This window comes from Virgibacillus necropolis (assembly GCF_044793635.1).
In the GTDB taxonomy this organism is placed as follows: Bacteria; Bacillota; Bacilli; order Bacillales; family Amphibacillaceae; genus Virgibacillus_F; species Virgibacillus_F necropolis_A.
The window spans coordinates 348,070-368,155 of sequence record NZ_CP084992.1; the positions used below are offsets into that span (position 1 = coordinate 348,070).

Consider the following 20,086-nt stretch of genomic DNA (forward strand, 5'->3'; position numbering starts at 1 on the left):
GAAGACCCCGCAGCGGTGGTCTTCCGCGAGGAGGCTGAGGCCGTGCCCGCGGAAAGCAACGGTCCGTAGTGGAAATCAACCAACAGTTACGTCGCAATTTATATCAACTATGAAGATGAAAAGCAACAATGCATACGAGAAAAGAGCCTAGTTAAAAGAGTGTCACTGGTAAAACAGTGACACTCTTACCTTTATTGGAATTTTATTGGCAATTGTATGAGTTCTTCACCCCACACATAATATATAGCCAGGATTATAGCGATAATAGCTATAATGACTACACTTAAACGGACAAAAGGTCGACTAACTTTTATCTGTGTCCGCTTCTTTTTGTTGCCATGAACTTCCCTTCTCGGCGGAAGATTCAATATATCAATATTTCGAGTTCCACTTATCGAAGCATTTTCAGAAACGTAATCATCATCTTCAATTTTCTCATCGGTATTTTCTACCGGTAAAATACTAGTTTCATTTCCTTGTACCTCATTAAATAACTTTCTGAGTTCATTAGCTTGATCTTCCCGTACAGTGTCTTTGTCACTCATAAATTGCACCTCTTTTTTGAAAACGAATTACTAAACCCAAAATAAAATCGACAATAAAATGTGCCGTTATTGTTACAAGTAAATTTTCAGTAAGCATAAAAATATATCCAATATAAAAGCTCACAAATAAAATTGATACGAGTAAAATAGGTTTTTTTAAATATCGAAAATGTATGAGAGCAAACAATATACTAGCAGTTAGATAACCAAATGTTGTTTGTATTACTCCCCTAAATAATAATTCCTCTGAAATAGCTACCATAAGTGCTAAAAAGAAAATTCCTCCAACAGATCGACTTCGAAAGATTCGTTGATTTATTCCACCGTCATCATAATACTTTTTAGGGAAGATATACATGCAAGCTAAATCTATTAACACAATTAGTAAACCAGGAATTACGCCGTAGTATAAGATATCGTAATAAGATAGTTTAATATAATCTAACCAATCAACAAAAGAATGAAATAAAAAGTAGCTTAAAATGATACTAAGTAATACAAGTAATAATTGAGTTACAATTAATTGAACCTTAAGATCACGATCTGATAATTGTTTGATGATATCACTTTGTTTACGCATTCTTGCCTCCAATTGTAAATAAAGCCTGTAACTTATCTTCCCAAGAATGATGACTAGGCTCGATAATCAATTCTTGTATGTTCCAGTCTGATAGATTAAATCCACAATTGCTGCAGCATGATGCCTGTGGAACCGTGTAATCTGATTGAAACCCCTTATACAATTGTTCACGCAAACATCTATCTGATTTAATCCAAGCTATCATCTCACGTAACTTTTGTTCTTTCATAATGAGACGCTCATTAATAAAATTGTGTATGGAGATGAAGCTATGTTTCCATTTTTCTTTTTGATACACAATCTGATTTCCTTTTATCATACCACGGTTTTCAAATTGATAGTGTAAAAATCTCCATTGAATTTCACTTATATGAAATAATTGTTCCAGCTGATCTATATTGTATGGTAGACGTTTATTTTGTTTATATAAACCATATAGTTGTTGAAAGACAAATTTAAGATCATTCTCTTGTGGAAGTTCTTTTTTCACTAAATTTACAGGTAAATAGTAATCATGTTCAGAATAAAGTAACAGGCTGACACTTTCTTCACCATCACGTCCTGCTCTCCCTACTTCCTGAATAAACGACTCTAACTGTAGTGGAAGGTGATAGTGAATTATTAATCGGATATCTTTTTTGTTAATACCCATACCAAATGCACTAGTACAGCATATTACATCTAATTGATTATTCATAAATTGTTGTTGCACGGAAATACGATCCATGGTGTCCATACCGCCATGATAAAAAGCTACTCTTAACGACGAGTGTTGATTCAATAAAAACGCTGTTACCTGTTCTGTCGCTATTCTACTTGAAAAGTAAATGATTGTTGGAACGCGAATACGAGTAAATAACTGTTTTATCTTTTCATTTTTTTCATTATCATTTGCGACCTTTTCAATCGAAAAAACTATATTCTCCCGATCCATTGGATAAATGTGATCAATCATTTCTGGACTTCTTAAAATTTTCTTGATATCATGTTGAATTCCCTGTGTAGCTGTTGCGCTTAATGCTAATATTGATGGATTATTCAACTCAAGTACTACTTCACTTAGTCTTAAATAATCCGGCCTGAAGTCATGACCCCATTGCGAGATGCAATGTGCTTCGTCAATAACTAATAAACTAACCTCTAATTGTTTTACATGGTCAAGCAGTTCATCCTGCTGCATTAATTCCGGAGATACATAAATCAACTTATAGTCTGCTAAATAATGGTATAGTGTTTTCCGTTCGGTTGGATCTATAAAACTATTTAAAGCAATAACCTCTTTAAAATTAGAAGCTTTTAGCTGTTTCACTTGATCAATCATAAGAGAAATCAATGGTGAAACTACTATCGTTGTCCCGTTAAAAAGTTTCGCTGGCAACTGATAACAAAGGGATTTTCCCATACCCGTTGGAAGGATTCCTAACACATCTTTCCCTTGCATTACATCATCAATTATTTCTTTTTGTCCGGTTCGAAATTTTACTAAACCAAAATGCTTCTTTAATTCATGCTCTAAAGTTAAGCTTGAATCTACCCTATTATTCATAGTGTTCACCTACATGTTGCATAGTTGCCAGGACTAGCCGAATTTGAAAATAACTAATGCTTAAATCAACCATTTGCTTTATAGCTTTTAATTTATATGTACATTCTTTTGATACTGCCAATAGAATTTGTTGTTGTTGGTCTTCTGATACATAATTTGAAACGGGAAAATCATGTGTGAAAAGCGCAACTTCCACGACGTGATCATAAACTGTATTTTCTTTTAATCGCCTCATTTGACCGATTTCACTAATCGAATAGTTTTCTTGTAATAACTGATATGTTTTACTTGCTGAATTTGTAATAAACTGTTTGTTTCGGAGATCCGTTATCAGAAATCCAATTGCGGGAAATCCATGAGGATCTGAATAAATCTTATTCAACATAGCGTGGTTCATACGCTCAATAATAAAAGATATATCCAATTTGTCTTTTTGATAATCAAGTGCCAATTGATCCTTACTTCTTCCGTAATGGTTAAAACCCGAAAGGCGATCAACATAGATTGATGCCTCTTCATCGGAAAAGTCTTTTAATAATTTATGTAGATCAAACTGCAATTGATTAGAAAAGGACTTTTTATTTAGTTTTAATTGTTTAAAAGCAACTTTCACCCACTGTAAAATTGGTGTTCTCTCAATAACTGGGATAAATGAATAATGATTATTACAACTGTTGGATAACGTTTGTATAAGCAATAACAATCGATCATAAAAAATCGGTGCTGCAGTGTGATACTGTAACCCGTCATAATCATTTAGTTTCAAGTAGTGGTATTGTTCTTTTAACCAATCCTTGCCACTTGAGGTAACAGAACAACTCATGGATTCGTCCAACTCCAACAAATGATTAGAAACCAAGGTGTTAATTCTCCTATCAAATTCACGCTTATGGAAAGATCGATTAATTCCGTATAGATTTTTCAATTGATAGATGTGTGCATCTTGTACAGTTTGGATAGACTTTTTCCCAGTAATCAAGTGAAAGATAGCTGAACAAGTACGATTTTGATCGAAATGCAAGCTGCTTTTTAAAATAATTCCATCTGTTAACATGTCATAACTCCTAAAAAGAAAAGTTTAACGATTGATCATCATTTGTTGAATTGTGCTTACTTCCGTTTTACAATAGATAATAATGGAGGCTTTTGCTTACATTGGGAGGATTTATATGGCTAAATATACAATTGTTGATAAAGAAACGTGCATTGCGTGTGGAGCATGTGGCGCAGCTGCACCTGATATATATGACTATGATGACGAAGGCCTTGCTTATGTAGTTGTTGATGAAAATGCAGGAACAGGTGAAATACCGGAAGTACTTGAAGAAGATATGATCGATGCATTTGAAGGTTGCCCAACAGATTCCATCAAAATTTCAGAAAATAAGTTTAATGGAGATCCCTTAAAATTTGAAGATGAATAACACATTCTGGTCCTACTCTAAACAGAGGGCCAGTTTTTTTATCAACTTTTTAAATCTAATGGGCAATTGTCTCAATACACTCAATCACATCTTCCCCAATTACATTTTGAATAATTTCACTGCTCCGAAACAGTGCACATAATGCTACAATTGTTGTCCAATTAGCCTTAATACGACTTTTTTCAATTTGAACCAGTGTTTTTTTAGAAATACCAAGTACAGCCGCCATTTGATCCTGCGTGTAATCATATTCAACCCGAACTAATTTTACTTTACTTGATAACTTATCAATTACATTTACCTGATCCACTTTTGCATCATTCCTATTATTTAAGCGTATTTTAATTATCTTTTAATACTAGATTGTGTCCAATAGAAAGTCAAATTGAAGCATTTAAAGAAAAACTTCGCCATTTGCTACAAAGACAAAGCAAACGACGAGTTTATCTAAAATTACCGAAATGATTTTATTGGATTAACAGCAATCGGTACCTGAATTGGATCCGTTAAATTATAAGGGCCGATTTGTTCTTTATTTGTGTTATTGAATTTAACAGCATTATATCCATAGCTTTTAGCCGTCATTAATATGGCTTCCAGCATATTTTTATACTGTTTATTATCTTCCAAGGAAATGTCGTTCCGTAATGTTAGGTGAATTATATTTTCTTTTTCATTTATAGAGAACGATACATTCCCCGGAATTGATGGAATTACATAGGATTCGGCCTCAACGTTTTGCATTTCAAGTAAAGCACCTTTAAAGTCTGTATTCTCCTTTAATGTAATCGGAATTAAAAACTTTTTATTGCTATTAGTGTTCGTATATATTTTATAACCTGCTTTTTCTATAGGCTCACCGTTTACCTTTTGCTCATCTTTAAAAACTTCATTTCGAAAATGGCTCGATGGAAACATTTTGGACAATGTATGTTTAACCATTTTTATCTGGTCATCATAAAATTCATTTGTTAGCTCACTTGGAAGTACATAGGAAACTGGGATTACATACTCCGATTTCTCGTCCGTAACTTCTCCATGAACAATTGTTTCCTGATCATTAATTTCTTGTATAACCAGACTTGAATCAATGTTTTCATCGGTACTTCTTAGTTGATTCCCCTGATCTTTACTAGTAGATTGTTGAAAAGTTGAATATTCATGACTCGCTTGATCTGCAACCTTTTCATTCTGGACCGAATTATGCCCTCTGTCTACTACCAAAACAATAACTAATAAGGCAATAAAAATAGTGCTGAACGCAGGTATTAAAACCAATCGCCTCGATTTCTTTTTTGGTTGATTATTCTGTTGGGTAGAGATGCGCTGATATAATTCTTCTTTTTTTGAAGAAGGAACAATGTCAGGCATTTTCTGTAACGTTTCTTTGATGTTATCTTCCTGGTGTGACGCCATTATGCATCTCCCCCTTTCTGTTCTTTGCTGTATATTATATCTTTTAATGTTTTTAATCCTCGATGTTGTGTTGTTTTCACTTTACTTTGGCTAAAACCTAATATTTCTGCAGTTTCTTTTATGGAAAATGATTGTATATATCTTAAAATAAGTACACTTTTTTGGTCAGGAGTGCAATTATCCATGTAACTGTATATATTCTTGATATCTTCATTCTGTACGGCTATTTCCTCAGGTAAAGGTTCCTTATCTGGAAGTGTGGAACCTTTTTCAGTCCAATCAAAAAATTCATAGATACGATTCCTTTTTCTTTTTTGCGCACGAAAGTAATCAATCGTTATATGTCTAGCAATAGAAAATAACCATGTCTTCTCACTACTTTCACCCCGGAAGTTTTCATAGGAGTTAAGTACTTTAATATATATTTCTTGTACAAGATCTTCTGTTTGTTGTTTATCTTTTACCATGTAAAAAACAAACTTATACAGATCCTGATGATATTTATCGTAAATATCTTCAAAAATATCTTTCATTACGATTCTCCGTTCAACTAATTAGTCGTATCTATATATAAAACGTTACATAATAGTATAACGATAAAAGTAAAAAAAAAATACCAACCTAATTTAGTTGGTATTTTGAAGATTAAATCGACCTTTCGCGTATTTTTTAAAAAAATACGAAATGATTGGATAAAGCAGAACCATAAACACACCGTTTCCGATTGCATGTGCTGTATCAAACGGAAGACTTAATAAATAATACGGTAGGAATTCGCCTGCAATTGTATAGGTGGTTAGCGATAGGATAAATCCATATAAATAACCGCAAAATACAGCATAAACAGTGAGTAAAATTATTGAATGCTTTTTTCTATATTTTCCAATTAACCCGCTAATCAACCCAATTAAAGCCCATGCAACAATTTGCCAAATTGTCCATATTCCCATTCCTAAAAACATATTTGTTAGGAAAGTAGTTAATACTGCTAGGATCATCGCTGCCAGTGGCCCTAGAAACAATCCACATATGATGATGATTGCTGTTACTGGTTGTACATTAGGTATAAATGCAAATGCATATCTACCTACTACAGCAAGTGCTGCAAGTAAGGCAAGCAACGTTAATTTATAGGTACTGATTCCTCTATTAGTTTTCATTTTTTATCATTCCCAAGATTGTAAATCAAAGTTAACGGAATCTCCTGGAGATAATTCCAGGTCCTTTGCTCCAACGCTTCCCATCTCGCCATTAACAAAAAACATCCATGCCATTTGTTCACTTTTCTTAGCTTCGATTCCTTCAATAGCTGTAATATATCCTGCATCATCTTCTATTTTAAAGTTTTCTTTCATAACATCGTAGAGAATTGCCCCGTCTTCAATCGGTATCTCCATCTCTTTAATAGACTCTTCACCTTTGTTCTTTGTAATGGAAATCGTTACAATTTCTTCTTGATTTTCCGAAGTAGCGTTTTCGCTTGTTTCTGATTGCTCTTTAGAAGGGTTTGATTGATCGTTACTGGTTTCGGAACACCCTGTCAAAACACCGATAATCATTACTAATGATACGAAAAACAACTTAAACTTACTCATATTCCTAACCTCCAAATTTTAATTTGTGAAGATTTAGGCGCTAGATACCCGTATAAACATAGATGTATTAAAATCGTAAAGATTGTTGCTTTTGATAGAATAGATATAAACTGCGACATAACTTTAGGTTTACTTCCAAAGACATGTGCTAATGCTGCAGTCCAGGGTCGCTCCGGGCGGATGCTTTCCGCGGGAGTCACCGCCCTCCACTCACCTGAACTGATAAAGCTATTTACGTAAGCATTCTTTGTCATTTCTTTCAACTAATGAATGCTGTTATTGGCAAATATTATACCAGCAGCCCGTATACACGTAGACTCCTGCGGGAGGACAGGCATCGGTGAGACTACGCAGTGCGTTAGCACAAGGAGGCTCACCAGCCGCCCGCGGAAAGCGAAGTGTATACGGGCTGCGGCTGCTTAAGTAACTTGTTTCCATTGTCAGTAAAACAGATCTAACATAGATAGAAGTTACGTCGTAGTTTATATTAACTATGAAGTTGAAAAAACAACAATGCGTACGAAAAGAGCCAAATTAAAAAAGCTAACCCTTCGTTGAGAGTTAGCTAAATAAGACAATCGAAATTATATACATCCATTCTACTTTTCGGTTATCTCAATCGCTTTTATCCTCGAAGCATTGAAACATCAGAAAAAGGCAGGTCTACTGACTTGTGATATCAGCCTACTCTAAGCCCTTCCCATATGGTTACATACAGTGGATTCGCTTATTTCGTACATCACTTACAGTTGCGAGGACAGTCCTAGTCTTTCACTAGGTTCCCTATTAAGCACAAGCACCAATTTCATTAATTGTATTCAATTATTGTACAATTCTCATCCTATCAAACTATCTCATAATAAGCAATTTATTTATTACTTTTGTTCTTAAGAGGTATATGGAAGGTGAATGTTGTTCCTTCGTCAATTTTACTTTTTACAGATATCGTTCCCTGATGTGCAACAATTATATTTTTTGCGATTGCAAGACCAAGTCCCGTTCCTTTCTTCTGCTTGTTTCTTGTTCTAGACTTGTCTGCCTTGTAAAATCTTTCAAAAACAAATGGTATATCTCCCTCAGGAATCCCACTACCAGTATCTTCAATGGAAACTTGTAGTTCTTCATTATTAATTTCTGCAAATACTTTTACAAATCCATTCTCATTTGTATGTCTGATAGCATTATCAATCAGATTAGTAAATACTTGTTCCATTCGATCCGGATCAATATAAATGAATGAATCTGTAATAGTTGTTTGTAAACTTAAATCAATTTTTCTATCCTGTGATACCCCGTTAAATTTCTTAATAATACGGTTTATATACGTGTTCGCTTCTACTTTTTCAACATTTAGTTGAATGTGTCCTGCTTCCATTCTTGCAAGGTCAAGTAATTCATTTACTAGACGGCCCATACGCAATGATTCTTCATGAATTATTTTTGCTAAATCATTTTTATCTTCTTTGGTTTCTGCTACATCATCGACTATTGCTTCACTATAACCCTGTAACATCGAAATTGGTGTACGTAATTCATGCGAAACATTGGCAATGAAATCTTTACGTAGCTTGTCCAACCGACGCTCTTCCGTCATATCTCGGATTACAGCAACTGCCCCTCGCACATATGATTGATCGTATAAAGGCGTCATTATCATAACCCAGTTTCTACCTTGAAGACTTATTTCATGAATAGCTGCTTTTTCACTTTTAACTACATCCTGTAGAATTTCATTTAATTCTTCCGGTAGTTGATTATTAGCCTCCGTCACTTGCGTACTATTTTCATAATACCAACTATCAATAAATTGTTTTGCAGGTGGATTAGTAACAATCATATCCCCATTACGATTCAATGTTATGACCCCATCAGCCATGGAGCTAACAATACTGGATAGCTGTTCCTTTTCTTGCCGTAATGCATTAATATGAAATTTCAATTGTCTCCCCATTCGGTTAAACGCCATTGCAAGTTCACCGATTTCATCGTGTGTTAAAATAGGAACCTTTGTATTAAATTCTCCCCTTGTTAAATCGAATGCTGCTTCACGCATTTTAATTAAAGGGGAAGTAATTCTTGTTGATAGGAAGAATGCAAAAATAGTAGTTAATATAATAGCAATACCAGCAGCCAGAAATATGATTTCAGTAGTTTCGGCTTTTGTTTTGTCCACTACTTCTAAGGATTGATAAACATATACAGCGCCATTCCCATTATCAATAGGAGTCCCAACTATCATAACTCTGCTTTCACTGTTAGGAATAGTCATTTGTTTTTGTACTTGTTGATTATTCGATATAACCTTTGCAAGCCTGTCATCGTTTTTAATCCATCCTGGTTGAAGCTCAGGCAAATTATCGTTACTACTTTTTGAAACCCACAGTTTCCCATTATCAAATATAATAGCAACACGACTGGAATCATCTTTCAACTGATCAGTTGTCACATGAATGAGGTCTTCACTCCTGTGTTGCTCAACCATTTCAGAAACCTTTGTTGCAGTTTGCAGCAAGTCTTCTTCCGCTTCACCAATATGAAAGTTCTCAAAAAACTCCAATAAGAAAATAGTTAATATAAATAGTACAAAAGAAACTAGCAATAAAATGGTAACTGCTAGTTTCCCTACTACACTACGCCAAAACATTATACATCATCTACTTCAAATTTATACCCAACGCCCCATACCGTTACAATCATCTTGGATGCCTCGCTAGATACATTATTTAATTTTTCCCGTAATCGCTTTACATGTGTATCTACTGTACGTAAATCACCAAAAAATTCATATTGCCACACTTCTTTTAATAAGTGTTCACGATTAAACACTTTATCTGGTGCCTTGGCAAGAAAACATAATAGTTCATATTCCTTTGGTGTCAGACTGACTTCCTCTCCATCTGCAAGCACACGATGTGCATCATGATTGATTGATAAATGAGGAAAGACTAGCATATCTTTTGGTGGTGTATCACTTTCTTTAAAACTAGACTGTGATGATCTTCTAAGAATAGCCTTGACACGTAATACGACTTCACGTGGACTAAAAGGTTTTACAATGTAATCATCTGTTCCCACTTCAAATCCCTGCACACGATTAGCTTCTTCCCCTTTTGCAGTCAACATGATTACTGGTGTTTGTTTTTCTTTTCTTAATTCCTGACAAACTTCTATTCCATCCATACCAGGCATCATAATATCTAACAATATGACGTCATATTCATTTTCTAAAGCCAGCTCCAACGCATCTGACCCGTTATCTGCTTCTTCCACAATAAAATCTTCACGCTCTAAATACATTTTAATTAAATGACGTATTCTATCCTCATCGTCTACTACCAATACTTTTGCATTTTCATCCATGTGATTCCCTCCTCAAGTCTCTATATGTAAAAAACAAGGCACTATTAATCCTGATGAATAACAATGCCCTGTTTTAATAAAAATTATGCGTAAGAATGCAGTCCTGCTAAAACAAGGTTCACTGCAATTAAATTAAACATGATAATCGCAAACCCTCCAACTGCAAGCCATGCTGACTTTTCACCGTGCCATCCTCTTGATAGTCGTAGATGCAGGAATGCTGCGTAGAAAAACCAAGTTACTAACGCCCAGACTTCTTTGGGATCCCATCCCCAGAATCTATCCCAGGCAATTTGTGCCCAAATGGAAGCAAATATGATACCGCCTAGCGTAAATACTGGGAATCCAATCGCAACCGCTCGGTAGGATATTTCATCTAAAAGATCTGGTTTTGCTTTCATTAACGCTGGTTGTATTGCTGCACCAATTCTTTTACGTAAAATTAAACGTAACAGGCCATACAATACTAATCCAGTAAATACAGACCAAATTAATGTATTAAACTTTCTTGCTGCATCTACACCATGCATCCAGGATGGTGCCTCAAACCAAGGCTCCATTACACCTTCCGTCATAAGTGTGCCTTCATACGGTCCAGCAATTGCAGGTAAGTGATATTCTGATTCCAATGTTGTATTAGTACTTGTTGTGTATTCAAATGTTGCTTCATATCCAGCAACATTAAAGATCACATTTATCAAGCTAAAACCTATGAAAACAATCAGCGAGAATAATACAAGCTCAAGCCATGTTGTTCGCTTAGTGCTTTTTGATTGGTCTATTGTACGAATTAAGTATATCAATCCAACAACAAAGCTGATAGACAATATTGCTTCGCCCAATGATACTGTCGTTACATGTATATACAGCCAATGGCTCTGTAACGATGGTACCAATGGTGATATCTCAGTTGGGAACATGCTTGCATAAGCAATTACAATTAATGCGATTGGTAAAGCAAACAGACCCAAAATACTTACTTTGTAAATAAAATACAAAATAATAAAGGCAAATACCATCGCCATCCCAAAGAACGTTACAAATTCAAATAAATTACTTACTGGTGCATGTCCACTTGCCATCCAGCGCGTAATAAAATATACAATCTGTGCTAGAAAACCCAAAATTGTTATGGTGATACCAATTGTACCACCTTTTCCCTTGCCGCTCTTACTGCGTTTATCTCGAATTGTTGCGCCAAAGAAAAAAGTAGCAAATAAATATAAGAAAAATGCTGTATACAGCATTGTACTACTTATATTAAGTAATGTATCCATGAAAATCCTCCTTAAAACGATCTGGTTAATCAGGTAACTCTTGTTGATCTTTAACCATTTTGACATTGGTATCAGAAATGGCTAGTTCGATATCCTTTTTAACTCCATGCCAATTTTTATTCGTATGTGCAGCTACTAAAAGATTACCTTTTTTAGGGTGTATCCAAATTCTTCTATGTTGCCAATACATTCCTTGGATGACACCTATCATAAAGATTATTGCACCCACGGCAAATAATGGCAATGTATAGTCTCTTCGAACGGTAATTCCACTAACATCCCGCATCTCAAAATCTTGCAACCCTAATTTATATTCATTTTCCCCAGTAGCATCAATATTTTTGCGAATACCTACAAAACTAATTTCAGGTTTATCACTATTTGGTGGATAGACAAAGAATACAAATGCTGGATTTCTAGAATACTTGGATTTTGACCTAGGCTCTCCGTTATCCAAATAATACTCCGGATAGTATTGATCGATTACTACTCGAAAACCGTTGTCTAATTTATACTCCGACTTTGGCGATGTTAAATCAATGGTAAATGAACCAAGAGCGGTTTCATCAGAATCATCTGTTTCATGTATCTTAAATGACATACTTGTAAATTCATTCTTTTGATACCCAGCTTGATATAACGTATAACCGCCAAATTTCATTGGGTGATTCATTCGAATGCTGCCTTCTTTAACTTTTTCCAACTTAGGTTCAGCACCTGCGACCGATTCAGCCTTTTCTTTATAAATAACTAGTTCTGTTTCAAAGTTTTTTGCAACTACACCTTCTTCTTTGATAGCTTCCTCGAAACGTTTATTATCTTTATCATAGGTTTCTAGTATAAAGTCCTTATTCTTTGCATAATATTCACCATGGGTTCCAGGGATAACCTGTTGTTCACCCTCACGTAGCCACATGTATTCATCTATGTACATTGGTGTTGTAATACGGAGAATTGCTGCAATCAAAACGATTATTAATCCTATATGGTTAACGTAAGGACCCCATCTGGAGAACCTTCCTTTTTCAGCTAGAATATGACCCTTTTCATCACGAACCTTATAGCGCTGTTTCTTTAATGCTTGCACAATTTGTTGTTTTTCTTCATCTGTAATGTTTTCTGATTCACTATATAACCGCTGACGATTTAAGAACGTCTCATGTCTTTTGGCTTTTTGTGTTTTTAAAGCTTTATATAATGGTACAAAACGATCAATACTACAAATCACTAATGAAATACCAATAAGTGCAATCAATAACATGTACCACCATGAACTATATAAATGATAGAACCCAAGCTGGTAATATATTTGTCCAAAAATTCCATATCTATCTTCATAGAAAATTGCAGGATCTCTAGATACCGCATTCGCTGGAATGTATTGTTCCTGTGGAAAGATTGTTCCAATTGCAGAAGCAACCAATGCTAGAACGATTAGCCAAACCCCTACTTTTACCGAGGAGAAAAAATTCCATGTTTTATCTATGATAGACTTTTTGTATGTTTGTGAACGACGTGCACTCCCGTCGTATCGCATGTTTAAAAGCTTTGTTTTATCGTTCCCATCAATGTGTTGGTTTCCCTCAATTGGTTTCCCACATGCCTCACAAAGGACTGTACCCTCTGGATTTACGTGTCCACATTCACATTTAATTTTATTCATTCGTATCCCTCACAATAGTAGTGTTCGAAATTTATTCGGGTTGGATTTGTTTTAAATATCCTTCTAGGTTTTCTAATGATAATGCACCTTCCACAATAGCCTCCACTTCACCTTGTGGATTGATAAAAAACGTACTAGGAATAGGACCTACTCCGTATGCATCCATAACTACTTCATTTGTATCGTGCGGTATTGGAAAAGTTAAATCATATTGATCTATGAATCGATTGATTACTAATTCTGTTGCATCAAGGCTTACCGCAACAATTTCAATCCCTTTATCTTTATACTCCGGATACAATTTTTGCATGTATGGCATTTCTGCTTCACAAGGTTTACAGTATGTAGCCCAAAAATTCAACATAACGCCTTTACCTTCTAGATCACTTAATTTGATTGTTTCCAGTTCGTTATTTTTATTGATTTGTTCTAATTCGAAATCAGGCGCTTGTGATCCTACGTCTATTTTCGTTTTATCTTTAGTAATATTTGAAACTAGTGCATAAGCAACCGCGGCAAGCAGAATAACTAGCACAACTGTACGAAAGATTAATCGGTTTCGTTTTTTCCTTTTTTTGTTTGCTTTAATTTGATCTACATTCATGCCTCTCACTCCCATGCCATTATATCATGCAAACACAAATTCAAATTTGACTATTATTTAACAATTTCGCTGGCAATATGGCGCATTTGTTTTACCTCGTGAGGTGTTAACGGTCTCGCATCTCCAGGTTGAAGGCCTTGCAGGTTTAATACTCCGTACTTTTCACGCTTTAGCTTTTTAACTGGAAAGCCAAGTTGCTCCATCATTCTTCTAATATGTCTGTTTTTCCCCTCATTAAGGGTTAATTCGATGATGGAAACATTTTTGCTTTTATCTGAAGATAATATTTTATAACTTACTGCTCGTAATAAATCATTATCTACTTTTATCCCTTTGCGGAGAATATTAAGCTCACTTTTCTCAGGTATTCCACTAACTTTCGCTACATATACTTTATCGACTTCATGTTTTGGGTGCATGAGTAAGTTTGCAAAGTCTCCATCATTCGTTAAAAGAAGTATACCTGATGTATTATAATCTAAACGTCCAATAGGAAAAACACGCTCCGGTACACCATCCAAGAAGTCTGTGACAATCTTTCTATTTTTATCATCTTTCAAACTAGAAATAACTCCTCTTGGTTTATAAAGCATGTAATATACTGGGATTTCCTTTTGTAATGGAACACCATCAACTTCAATTTCATCCGTTGGAGAAGCTTTTGATCCCAGTTCTGTTACAGTTTTTTTGTTCACTCTAACCTTTCCATCAAGGATCATTTGTTCAGCCTTTCTTCTAGAAGTTATACCACTCTGGGCAATAATTTTTTGTAATCGTTCTAATGAGTTTGTCATCAAATCACCAAGTTTCCTATATTTTTTCGAACAATCGTTAACATAACAATAGCGTTAACAGAATGCTAACGCCACATGGTCATATCTTATCCAAATACAATCGTTACAATTACGATTGACGCTATTATACCAATTAAATCGGCTAATAGTCCAACCTTTAGTGCATAACGCATTTTTTTAATTCCTACTGCACCAAAATAAACGGTTAATATATATAATGTCGTGTCCGTACTCCCTTGCATGGTGGATGCCAATTGCCCAATAAAAGAATCGGGGCCAAAATTTTCTATTAAATCTGTTGTCATCCCAAGAGCAGCTGTTCCTGATATCGGTCGAACCAAGGCTAATGGAATTATTTCAGGGGGTACACCGATAAATATCAATACTGGCTCAATTAGATGAATAAAAGCTGTCATTGCCCCTGATGCTTGCAAAATTGCAATCGACACAATCATTCCCACTAAAAAAGGAAGTAGAGAAAATGCCAGTTTGACACCTTCTTTACCTCCTTCAACAAAAGTCTCGTAAGTGGGAATTTGTTTGTATGTAGCAGTTAATAAAACAATTAAAATAAAACAGGGGATAAGCCAGGCGCTAACTGTAGTTATGTAACTCATTTATTATCTCTCCTCACACTCTTATAATAATAATATCGATCGATGATAAGTGCACTCAAGGTTGAAATAATTGTTGCAATAATTGTTGTCCCTACTATTTCGGTTGGTGATACAGAACCATACTGCATTCGGATGGCGATAACTGTTGTAGGGATTAAAGTAAGGCTAGAAGTATTGATTGCTAAGAAAGTAATCATCGATCTTGATGCAGTATCCGTACCGCTCAGCACTTTCATCTGCTCCATCGCCTTAATACCCATTGGTGTGGCAGCATTACCGAGACCAAATATATTTGCCACTATATTCGATAAAATATAACCCATAGCTGGATGATCTCTCGGAATATCTGGAAATAGCTTTTCAACTACTGGTCGAAAAAGCCTTATTAAAAATTTTAATATTCCCGCAGCTTCAGCCACTTTCATCATGCCTAGCCAAAAAACAAGTACACTGATTAATCCAATCGACAATGTAACTGCACTATTCGCACTTTCAAACAAGGCTTTATTTACTTCTTCCATTGTGCCATTGAACATGGCGTAAATAATTCCAATCATGGCCATACAAGCCCAAATAATATTAACCATTTACATCTATTCCTATAATTTTTCTATATATAATTTCAAATCTTTCTAAAAACCCGCTAGAAGTTGAAATGGTTTCAGTTGTAGCTAAGGTCGTTTCATCCGCTTTCTCAAAGCCCCATTCATACAAATTAATATGATCAATCCAATCATCAGGGTCTTGCAATGTTACCACGATTAAATCCACACCTTCTTTACTGGCAGTAGAAACTAAAGTTCTGCCAGCACTTTTTGTATAGCCCGTTTTACCACCTGTACAATATTCGTAATAGGTTGTAAGTAGTTTATTTTTGTTTTTCCAGGCATAGTCCCGTGTATCAGATTTATACATTTCCGTCTTTGTAATTCTTTCAAATATTTTATTATCCATTGCATAGCGCATTAGTAACGCCATATCGTAGGCAGTTGAGTAATGTTCTTCACCATCAAGTCCACTTGGATTTTCGAAGTGTGTATTCGTCATTCCAATCCAACGGGCTTTTTCATTCATTAAATAGACAAATCCTTCCATACTTCCCCCAACATGTTCACTAATTGCCATTGCAGCATCATTACCAGAACGTAACATTAGTCCGTAAACAAGATCTTTTAATAGCATTTTTTCCCCTTGTTCCAAATAGATTGATGAACCTTCAGTATAAACTGCTCGCTTGCTTGCTTTTACCATTTCATTCATTTTGCCTGATTCAATAGCGATAATAGCCGTCATAATTTTAGTAATACTAGCGATTTTTTGTTTTTCATGTGCCTTTTTTTCAAATAATACTTCGCCAGTACGCTCATTCATTAATACAGCATTTATTGCAGAAACACTTGGCTTAGCCAAGCCGTGTAAAGGCGATAGTAAAATCAATCCGATTAATAAACAAGAAAAAACTGCCATTCGCATAAAAGGGATCCTCCCAAGAACTTGTCTAGCTACAGCTTCTAGCGCCTAGCCGATAGTTGTTTATAATGAACGTACGGCAGTTCACCGTACTTTTCACATGTCCATCTATCTGAACGACATTGAACTGTTGCTTCCGCTTTTTTTTATTCTGTATAGTCTATGCTTGGCCAAATCTGATATGAATATTTTTATAGAAAAAACCGTTAACAGATCAAGGTGATCCGTTAACGGTTAATGTATATTATTCACTTTCTAATCCCTGGTTAAATTTCTCAAAAAATAAATCAGCCTCTTGTTCTACACTGCTGTCCTCTGTATTCTCAGGTAGAGGTGGTAACTCTTCTATTGACGAAAGGCCAAAATACGTTAGGAATTCTTTACTTGTGCTAAATAATACCGGGCGTCCAATACTTTCTCTTCTTCCAACTTCTTCTATTAGTGACCTAGCAAGCAATGTTTGAACAGAACGATCGCTTTTCACCCCGCGAATTTCCTCAATTTCTGTTCGTGTAATTGGTTGCTGATATGCAATAATTGCAAGTGTTTCAAGAGCGGCCTGTGACATCCTATTCATTTTTGGATTTTCAAATAACTTTTGAAAATATTCGCTGTGCTGCGGTTTCGTTGTAAGGTGGAACGTATCATGCGATTGCATAATCATGATACCGCGATCCGTATGTTCGTAATCAAACTTTAATTCTTCTATTAAATATTCAATCGTTGCCTGATTTAGTTCTATAATTTTGGCAAGCTGTTTTATTGTAATACCTGCATCTCCACTTGCAAATAACAAACCTTCTACAATGGCTTTATGTTCCACATTCTCCACTATTTTTCCCCCATATAAAAAACCTGTAACGATTCAAGGTGTTTCTTTTGCTCACAGTATACTTTTTTTGTTTTCATTAATTCTAATACTGCTATAAAAGTAACCACTATATGTGCACGAGATTGATAGATAAACAGATCATAAAAAGAAATTCCTTTATTCGATTTCTTAACTGTATCTAATACCTCGTCCATTCTTTGTTCAATCGGAATGTCCATTTTTTTTATCTTTGTATCTAGAGGTTCACTCCACTTTTTACGCTCAAACAATTTATTTAGCGCACCTATCATATCATAAATAGATGTATCATCATTCAGCATAGGCTGGTTCAATTCCAAATGATCAAAATGAGCGGGTTCACGCGTGTATATTTCGTTAGAATCAACTTCCTTCTCCTTCAATGTTTCTGCAGCTTCTTTGTATTTTCTATATTCAATCAGACGATTCATTAATTCCTCGCGTGGATCTTCCATATACTCCTCGTTTTCTTCATCTATTGGTTCATTTGGAAGCAGCATTTGACTTTTCAATGCGATTAATGTTGCAGCCATAACTAAATACTCACTAGCTATATTTAGTTCCAAACGTTGCAAGGTATGTATATATTGCACATATTGTTCCGTAATCGTGGCAACTGGAATATCATAAATATCAACTTCATATTGCTTTATCAAATGAAGTAATAAATCAAGCGGGCCTTCAAATGTATCTAATTTCACCTGGTATGCTTGATTCACGTTATTTTCTTCCTTTCTTAGAAAAACTCTTCATTCGTCACTTCTATTACAGCGATTGGAACGTCGATTTTTTCACTAAATCCCTTTGAAATTTTATAAATTTTTGCGTACAAATAAATTATTAAGCATTATTGTCATATTCGCCTATACACAGTGACTCATCTAAACATAAGTTATTAACGTAAGCTAAATGTTATTAGCAACATTTACAAAAAGGAGGAATTTTATTATGAGTGGTTCTTATGGCGGTGGCTTTGCGTTAATCGTTGTATTGTTCATTCTTCTCATTATTGTCGGAGCTGCTTGGATGTAGTTTCCATCAAGCTAGATAAACAATAATTACTTTTTATTATACCAAAAGCCAGCCCATTTTCGTACTGGGCTGGCTTTTGGCTTATTTTTCCTCGTTTATAACCTCATCACATTTATTATAAAACTGCTGTGTTAGGTCATCTGCACAAACGGCATATTTATCTTGATAAACCTTATTTACCTCGTTTACCATCTTTTTACCAATACCCATGTTCCGGTGTGAAGGACTTACAGAGATATGTTGGATTACTGCGTTAATTTCATCCTCAATCCGTACCCCTATTGCACCTATGACATCCTCATCTTTCCACAGGTAGAGATGCCAATTTGGATTGGTTTCATATTCTTTTATTGTTTGTTGCAATTTCTTTACTTCCTTTTCTTCTGGCATAAAGGAAAGTAAGCCCATTGCGATTTTTTCTAAATTTTTCTTAAACCGAATTAACATAGATACCCCTCATTATGAAAATAACTTACCTACTATGGAGAGCAAAAAGATACATCCTACTACTTACTTAATCAAAACATAATATTTTGTCTTGTTTTGTACCTTTAACTCGTTGCTAAATCATCCTCGCAGGAGTTGTATATATAGTTATGCCTCAATCTACACTTTTTGTCAACTTTCAGTGCTAGACTAAAAAACAAATATAAGCCAATATGCTATACCCCAAATGCTGCCTATTATAATTAAAAGTGAGAATAAGATCCAATTTTTTTTACGTTCACTCAAGAGTCTCCATCCTTTAACAGCATTAACTGATTTCATTTAAATCATACTACTATTTTACTTATTTGTCATGATGTCATGAACAACAATTGATCATTAATCGTTAAAAACTTTCATTTCTTTCATTACATCGCCATTTTTCATTGCTTTCGCATGTTCAATTCCAGATGTAACTTGTCCAAATACAGTGTGAACTCCATTGAGATGTGGTTGAGCTTCATGTACAACGAAGAATTGACTGCTCCCTGTATCTTTACCAGCATGAGCCATTGATAATGATCCTTCAACATGTTTATGTGGATTTCCTTCAGTTTCACACTTTATTGTGTAACCAGCAGAACCTGTACCATTACCTTCTGGGCAACCACCTTGACTAACGAATCCATCAATTACACGGTGAAACGTTAATCCATCATAAAAGTTTTCATTTGCTAACTTTTCAAAATTTGCTACGGTACCTGGTGCTTCATTTGGAAAAAGATCAAATTCTATTTTATTGCCATTTTCCATCAAAATATATCCTTTTTTAGCCATTATTCTATCCCCTTTTATTCATTTGAAATTTATACAACCCTTATCTTATC

The 20,086-nt window shown here is 35.0% G+C and carries 24 protein-coding genes and 1 riboswitch; of the genes, 2 read left to right on the forward strand and 22 right to left on the reverse strand.

Features of this window, described 5'->3' with window-relative positions:
• Window positions 1–191: 191 nt before the first annotated feature.
• The 4 genes from LG329_RS01775 to LG329_RS01790 are packed head-to-tail and all read right to left on the reverse strand — an operon-like array spanning window position 192 to window position 3,725.
• Window positions 192–545, reverse strand: coding sequence for a hypothetical protein (locus LG329_RS01775; protein WP_404452875.1), 354 nt, complete (start codon window positions 543–545; stop codon window positions 192–194).
• Window positions 538–1,125 carry a lysostaphin resistance A-like protein gene (locus LG329_RS01780; protein ID WP_404452876.1) on the reverse strand — a complete coding sequence of 196 codons (588 nt, stop codon included), beginning with the start codon at window positions 1,123–1,125 and terminating at the stop codon, window positions 538–540. The genes LG329_RS01775 and LG329_RS01780 overlap by 8 nt, the downstream gene beginning before the upstream one ends.
• Window positions 1,118–2,671, reverse strand: coding sequence for a RecQ family ATP-dependent DNA helicase (locus tag LG329_RS01785; protein ID WP_404452877.1), 1,554 nt, complete (start codon window positions 2,669–2,671; stop codon window positions 1,118–1,120). The genes LG329_RS01780 and LG329_RS01785 overlap by 8 nt, the downstream gene beginning before the upstream one ends.
• Complete coding sequence (locus LG329_RS01790) at window positions 2,664–3,725, reverse strand: helix-turn-helix domain-containing protein (RefSeq protein WP_404452878.1); 1,062 nt, start codon at window positions 3,723–3,725, stop codon at window positions 2,664–2,666. The genes LG329_RS01785 and LG329_RS01790 overlap by 8 nt, the downstream gene beginning before the upstream one ends.
• Before the next feature lie 115 nt (window positions 3,726–3,840).
• On the opposite strand from LG329_RS01790, the gene LG329_RS01795 reads away from it, so the two are divergent.
• A complete protein-coding gene (locus LG329_RS01795) occupies window positions 3,841–4,095 on the forward strand; it encodes a ferredoxin (protein WP_404452879.1) in 255 nt (84 codons plus the stop codon).
• A 55-nt stretch (window positions 4,096–4,150) separates the two neighbouring features.
• On the opposite strand, the gene LG329_RS01800 is transcribed toward LG329_RS01795, so the two are convergent.
• The 16 genes from LG329_RS01800 to LG329_RS01875 all read right to left on the reverse strand — a co-directional run bounded on the left by LG329_RS01800 (window position 4,151) and on the right by LG329_RS01875 (window position 18,460).
• Entirely contained in the window at window positions 4,151–4,405 is a 255-nt protein-coding gene (locus LG329_RS01800; RefSeq protein ID WP_404452880.1) for a helix-turn-helix transcriptional regulator, read from the reverse strand.
• Between the two features lie 143 nt (window positions 4,406–4,548).
• Window positions 4,549–5,511: a hypothetical protein gene (locus tag LG329_RS01805; RefSeq protein WP_404452882.1), complete on the reverse strand. Its 963-nt coding sequence runs from the start codon at window positions 5,509–5,511 to the stop codon at window positions 4,549–4,551.
• The gene (gene sigX / locus LG329_RS01810; protein WP_404452883.1) at window positions 5,511–6,044 is read right to left on the reverse strand and encodes an RNA polymerase sigma factor SigX; all 534 of its coding nucleotides are present in this window, start codon (window positions 6,042–6,044) and stop codon (window positions 5,511–5,513) included. The genes LG329_RS01805 and sigX overlap by 1 nt, the downstream gene beginning before the upstream one ends.
• Before the next feature lie 93 nt (window positions 6,045–6,137).
• Window positions 6,138–6,671 (reverse strand): ECF transporter S component, encoded by a 534-nt coding sequence (locus LG329_RS01815; protein WP_404452884.1) that lies wholly within the window; start codon window positions 6,669–6,671, stop codon window positions 6,138–6,140.
• 6 nt (window positions 6,672–6,677) lie between these two features.
• Entirely contained in the window at window positions 6,678–7,106 is a 429-nt protein-coding gene (locus LG329_RS01820) for a DUF4430 domain-containing protein (RefSeq protein WP_404452885.1), read from the reverse strand.
• A gap of 638 nt (window positions 7,107–7,744) precedes the next feature.
• Window positions 7,745–7,925: riboswitch (cobalamin riboswitch) on the reverse strand.
• Between the two features lie 49 nt (window positions 7,926–7,974).
• Window positions 7,975–9,750, reverse strand: coding sequence for an ATP-binding protein (locus LG329_RS01825; protein ID WP_404452886.1), 1,776 nt, complete (start codon window positions 9,748–9,750; stop codon window positions 7,975–7,977).
• Entirely contained in the window at window positions 9,750–10,466 is a 717-nt protein-coding gene (locus tag LG329_RS01830; protein ID WP_404452887.1) for a response regulator transcription factor, read from the reverse strand. Before LG329_RS01830 ends, LG329_RS01825 begins: the two co-directional genes overlap by 1 nt.
• 83 nt (window positions 10,467–10,549) lie before the next feature.
• The gene (ccsB, locus tag LG329_RS01835) at window positions 10,550–11,743 is read right to left on the reverse strand and encodes a c-type cytochrome biogenesis protein CcsB (RefSeq protein ID WP_404452889.1); all 1,194 of its coding nucleotides are present in this window, start codon (window positions 11,741–11,743) and stop codon (window positions 10,550–10,552) included.
• Between the two features lie 25 nt (window positions 11,744–11,768).
• Window positions 11,769–13,406: a cytochrome c biogenesis protein ResB gene (locus LG329_RS01840; protein WP_404452890.1), complete on the reverse strand. Its 1,638-nt coding sequence runs from the start codon at window positions 13,404–13,406 to the stop codon at window positions 11,769–11,771.
• Between the two features lie 31 nt (window positions 13,407–13,437).
• Complete coding sequence (gene resA, locus LG329_RS01845; RefSeq protein ID WP_404452891.1) at window positions 13,438–14,010, reverse strand: thiol-disulfide oxidoreductase ResA; 573 nt, start codon at window positions 14,008–14,010, stop codon at window positions 13,438–13,440.
• A gap of 53 nt (window positions 14,011–14,063) precedes the next feature.
• Window positions 14,064–14,804, reverse strand: a complete 741-nt coding sequence (locus LG329_RS01850; RefSeq protein WP_404456362.1) for a pseudouridine synthase — start codon at window positions 14,802–14,804, stop codon at window positions 14,064–14,066.
• A gap of 86 nt (window positions 14,805–14,890) precedes the next feature.
• Window positions 14,891–15,421 carry a spore maturation protein gene (locus LG329_RS01855; RefSeq protein ID WP_404452892.1) on the reverse strand — a complete coding sequence of 177 codons (531 nt, stop codon included), beginning with the start codon at window positions 15,419–15,421 and terminating at the stop codon, window positions 14,891–14,893.
• Window positions 15,418–16,008, reverse strand: coding sequence for a nucleoside recognition domain-containing protein (locus LG329_RS01860; protein ID WP_404452893.1), 591 nt, complete (start codon window positions 16,006–16,008; stop codon window positions 15,418–15,420). Before LG329_RS01860 ends, LG329_RS01855 begins: the two co-directional genes overlap by 4 nt.
• Window positions 16,001–16,894: a D-alanyl-D-alanine carboxypeptidase family protein gene (locus tag LG329_RS01865; RefSeq protein ID WP_404452894.1), complete on the reverse strand. Its 894-nt coding sequence runs from the start codon at window positions 16,892–16,894 to the stop codon at window positions 16,001–16,003. The genes LG329_RS01860 and LG329_RS01865 overlap by 8 nt, the downstream gene beginning before the upstream one ends.
• 241 nt (window positions 16,895–17,135) lie before the next feature.
• The gene (gene scpB, locus LG329_RS01870) at window positions 17,136–17,723 is read right to left on the reverse strand and encodes an SMC-Scp complex subunit ScpB (protein WP_404452895.1); all 588 of its coding nucleotides are present in this window, start codon (window positions 17,721–17,723) and stop codon (window positions 17,136–17,138) included.
• Window positions 17,723–18,460, reverse strand: coding sequence for a segregation/condensation protein A (locus LG329_RS01875; RefSeq protein WP_404452896.1), 738 nt, complete (start codon window positions 18,458–18,460; stop codon window positions 17,723–17,725). Before LG329_RS01875 ends, scpB begins: the two co-directional genes overlap by 1 nt.
• A 229-nt stretch (window positions 18,461–18,689) precedes the next feature.
• Between LG329_RS01875 and LG329_RS01880 the strand changes: the two genes are divergently transcribed.
• Entirely contained in the window at window positions 18,690–18,773 is an 84-nt protein-coding gene (locus LG329_RS01880) for a YjcZ family sporulation protein (RefSeq protein WP_089062556.1), read from the forward strand.
• Between the two features lie 81 nt (window positions 18,774–18,854).
• On the opposite strand, the gene LG329_RS01885 is transcribed toward LG329_RS01880, so the two are convergent.
• Together LG329_RS01885 and LG329_RS01890 are read right to left on the reverse strand one after the other, a co-directional pair.
• Window positions 18,855–19,220: a GNAT family N-acetyltransferase gene (locus LG329_RS01885; protein ID WP_404452897.1), complete on the reverse strand. Its 366-nt coding sequence runs from the start codon at window positions 19,218–19,220 to the stop codon at window positions 18,855–18,857.
• Window positions 19,221–19,598: 378 nt separating this feature from the next.
• A complete protein-coding gene (locus tag LG329_RS01890) occupies window positions 19,599–20,036 on the reverse strand; it encodes a peptidylprolyl isomerase (RefSeq protein WP_404452898.1) in 438 nt (145 codons plus the stop codon).
• Window positions 20,037–20,086: the final 50 nt, after the last annotated feature.

Excerpts from the sequence above, each read along its gene's own strand:
- LG329_RS01775 (WP_404452875.1), bottom strand. The coding sequence starts at position 545 with ATGAGTGACAAAGACACTGTACGGGAAGATCAAGCTAATGAACTCAGA.
- LG329_RS01780 (WP_404452876.1), bottom strand. The coding sequence starts at position 1,125 with ATGCGTAAACAAAGTGATATCATCAAACAATTATCAGATCGTGATCTT.
- LG329_RS01785 (WP_404452877.1), bottom strand. The coding sequence starts at position 2,671 with ATGAATAATAGGGTAGATTCAAGCTTAACTTTAGAGCATGAATTAAAG.
- LG329_RS01790 (WP_404452878.1), bottom strand. The coding sequence starts at position 3,725 with ATGTTAACAGATGGAATTATTTTAAAAAGCAGCTTGCATTTCGATCAA.
- LG329_RS01795 (WP_404452879.1), top strand. The coding sequence starts at position 3,841 with ATGGCTAAATATACAATTGTTGATAAAGAAACGTGCATTGCGTGTGGA.
- LG329_RS01805 (WP_404452882.1), bottom strand. The coding sequence starts at position 5,511 with ATGGCGTCACACCAGGAAGATAACATCAAAGAAACGTTACAGAAAATG.
- sigX (WP_404452883.1), bottom strand. The coding sequence starts at position 6,044 with ATGAAAGATATTTTTGAAGATATTTACGATAAATATCATCAGGATCTG.
- LG329_RS01815 (WP_404452884.1), bottom strand. The coding sequence starts at position 6,671 with ATGAAAACTAATAGAGGAATCAGTACCTATAAATTAACGTTGCTTGCC.
- LG329_RS01820 (WP_404452885.1), bottom strand. The coding sequence starts at position 7,106 with ATGAGTAAGTTTAAGTTGTTTTTCGTATCATTAGTAATGATTATCGGT.
- LG329_RS01825 (WP_404452886.1), bottom strand. The coding sequence starts at position 9,750 with ATGTTTTGGCGTAGTGTAGTAGGGAAACTAGCAGTTACCATTTTATTG.
- LG329_RS01830 (WP_404452887.1), bottom strand. The coding sequence starts at position 10,466 with ATGGATGAAAATGCAAAAGTATTGGTAGTAGACGATGAGGATAGAATA.
- ccsB (WP_404452889.1), bottom strand. The coding sequence starts at position 11,743 with ATGGATACATTACTTAATATAAGTAGTACAATGCTGTATACAGCATTT.
- LG329_RS01840 (WP_404452890.1), bottom strand. The coding sequence starts at position 13,406 with ATGAATAAAATTAAATGTGAATGTGGACACGTAAATCCAGAGGGTACA.
- resA (WP_404452891.1), bottom strand. The coding sequence starts at position 14,010 with ATGAATGTAGATCAAATTAAAGCAAACAAAAAAAGGAAAAAACGAAAC.
- LG329_RS01850 (WP_404456362.1), bottom strand. The coding sequence starts at position 14,804 with ATGACAAACTCATTAGAACGATTACAAAAAATTATTGCCCAGAGTGGT.
- LG329_RS01855 (WP_404452892.1), bottom strand. The coding sequence starts at position 15,421 with ATGAGTTACATAACTACAGTTAGCGCCTGGCTTATCCCCTGTTTTATT.
- LG329_RS01860 (WP_404452893.1), bottom strand. The coding sequence starts at position 16,008 with ATGGTTAATATTATTTGGGCTTGTATGGCCATGATTGGAATTATTTAC.
- LG329_RS01865 (WP_404452894.1), bottom strand. The coding sequence starts at position 16,894 with ATGCGAATGGCAGTTTTTTCTTGTTTATTAATCGGATTGATTTTACTA.
- LG329_RS01880 (WP_089062556.1), top strand. The coding sequence starts at position 18,690 with ATGAGTGGTTCTTATGGCGGTGGCTTTGCGTTAATCGTTGTATTGTTC.
- LG329_RS01885 (WP_404452897.1), bottom strand. The coding sequence starts at position 19,220 with ATGTTAATTCGGTTTAAGAAAAATTTAGAAAAAATCGCAATGGGCTTA.
- LG329_RS01890 (WP_404452898.1), bottom strand. The coding sequence starts at position 20,036 with ATGGCTAAAAAAGGATATATTTTGATGGAAAATGGCAATAAAATAGAA.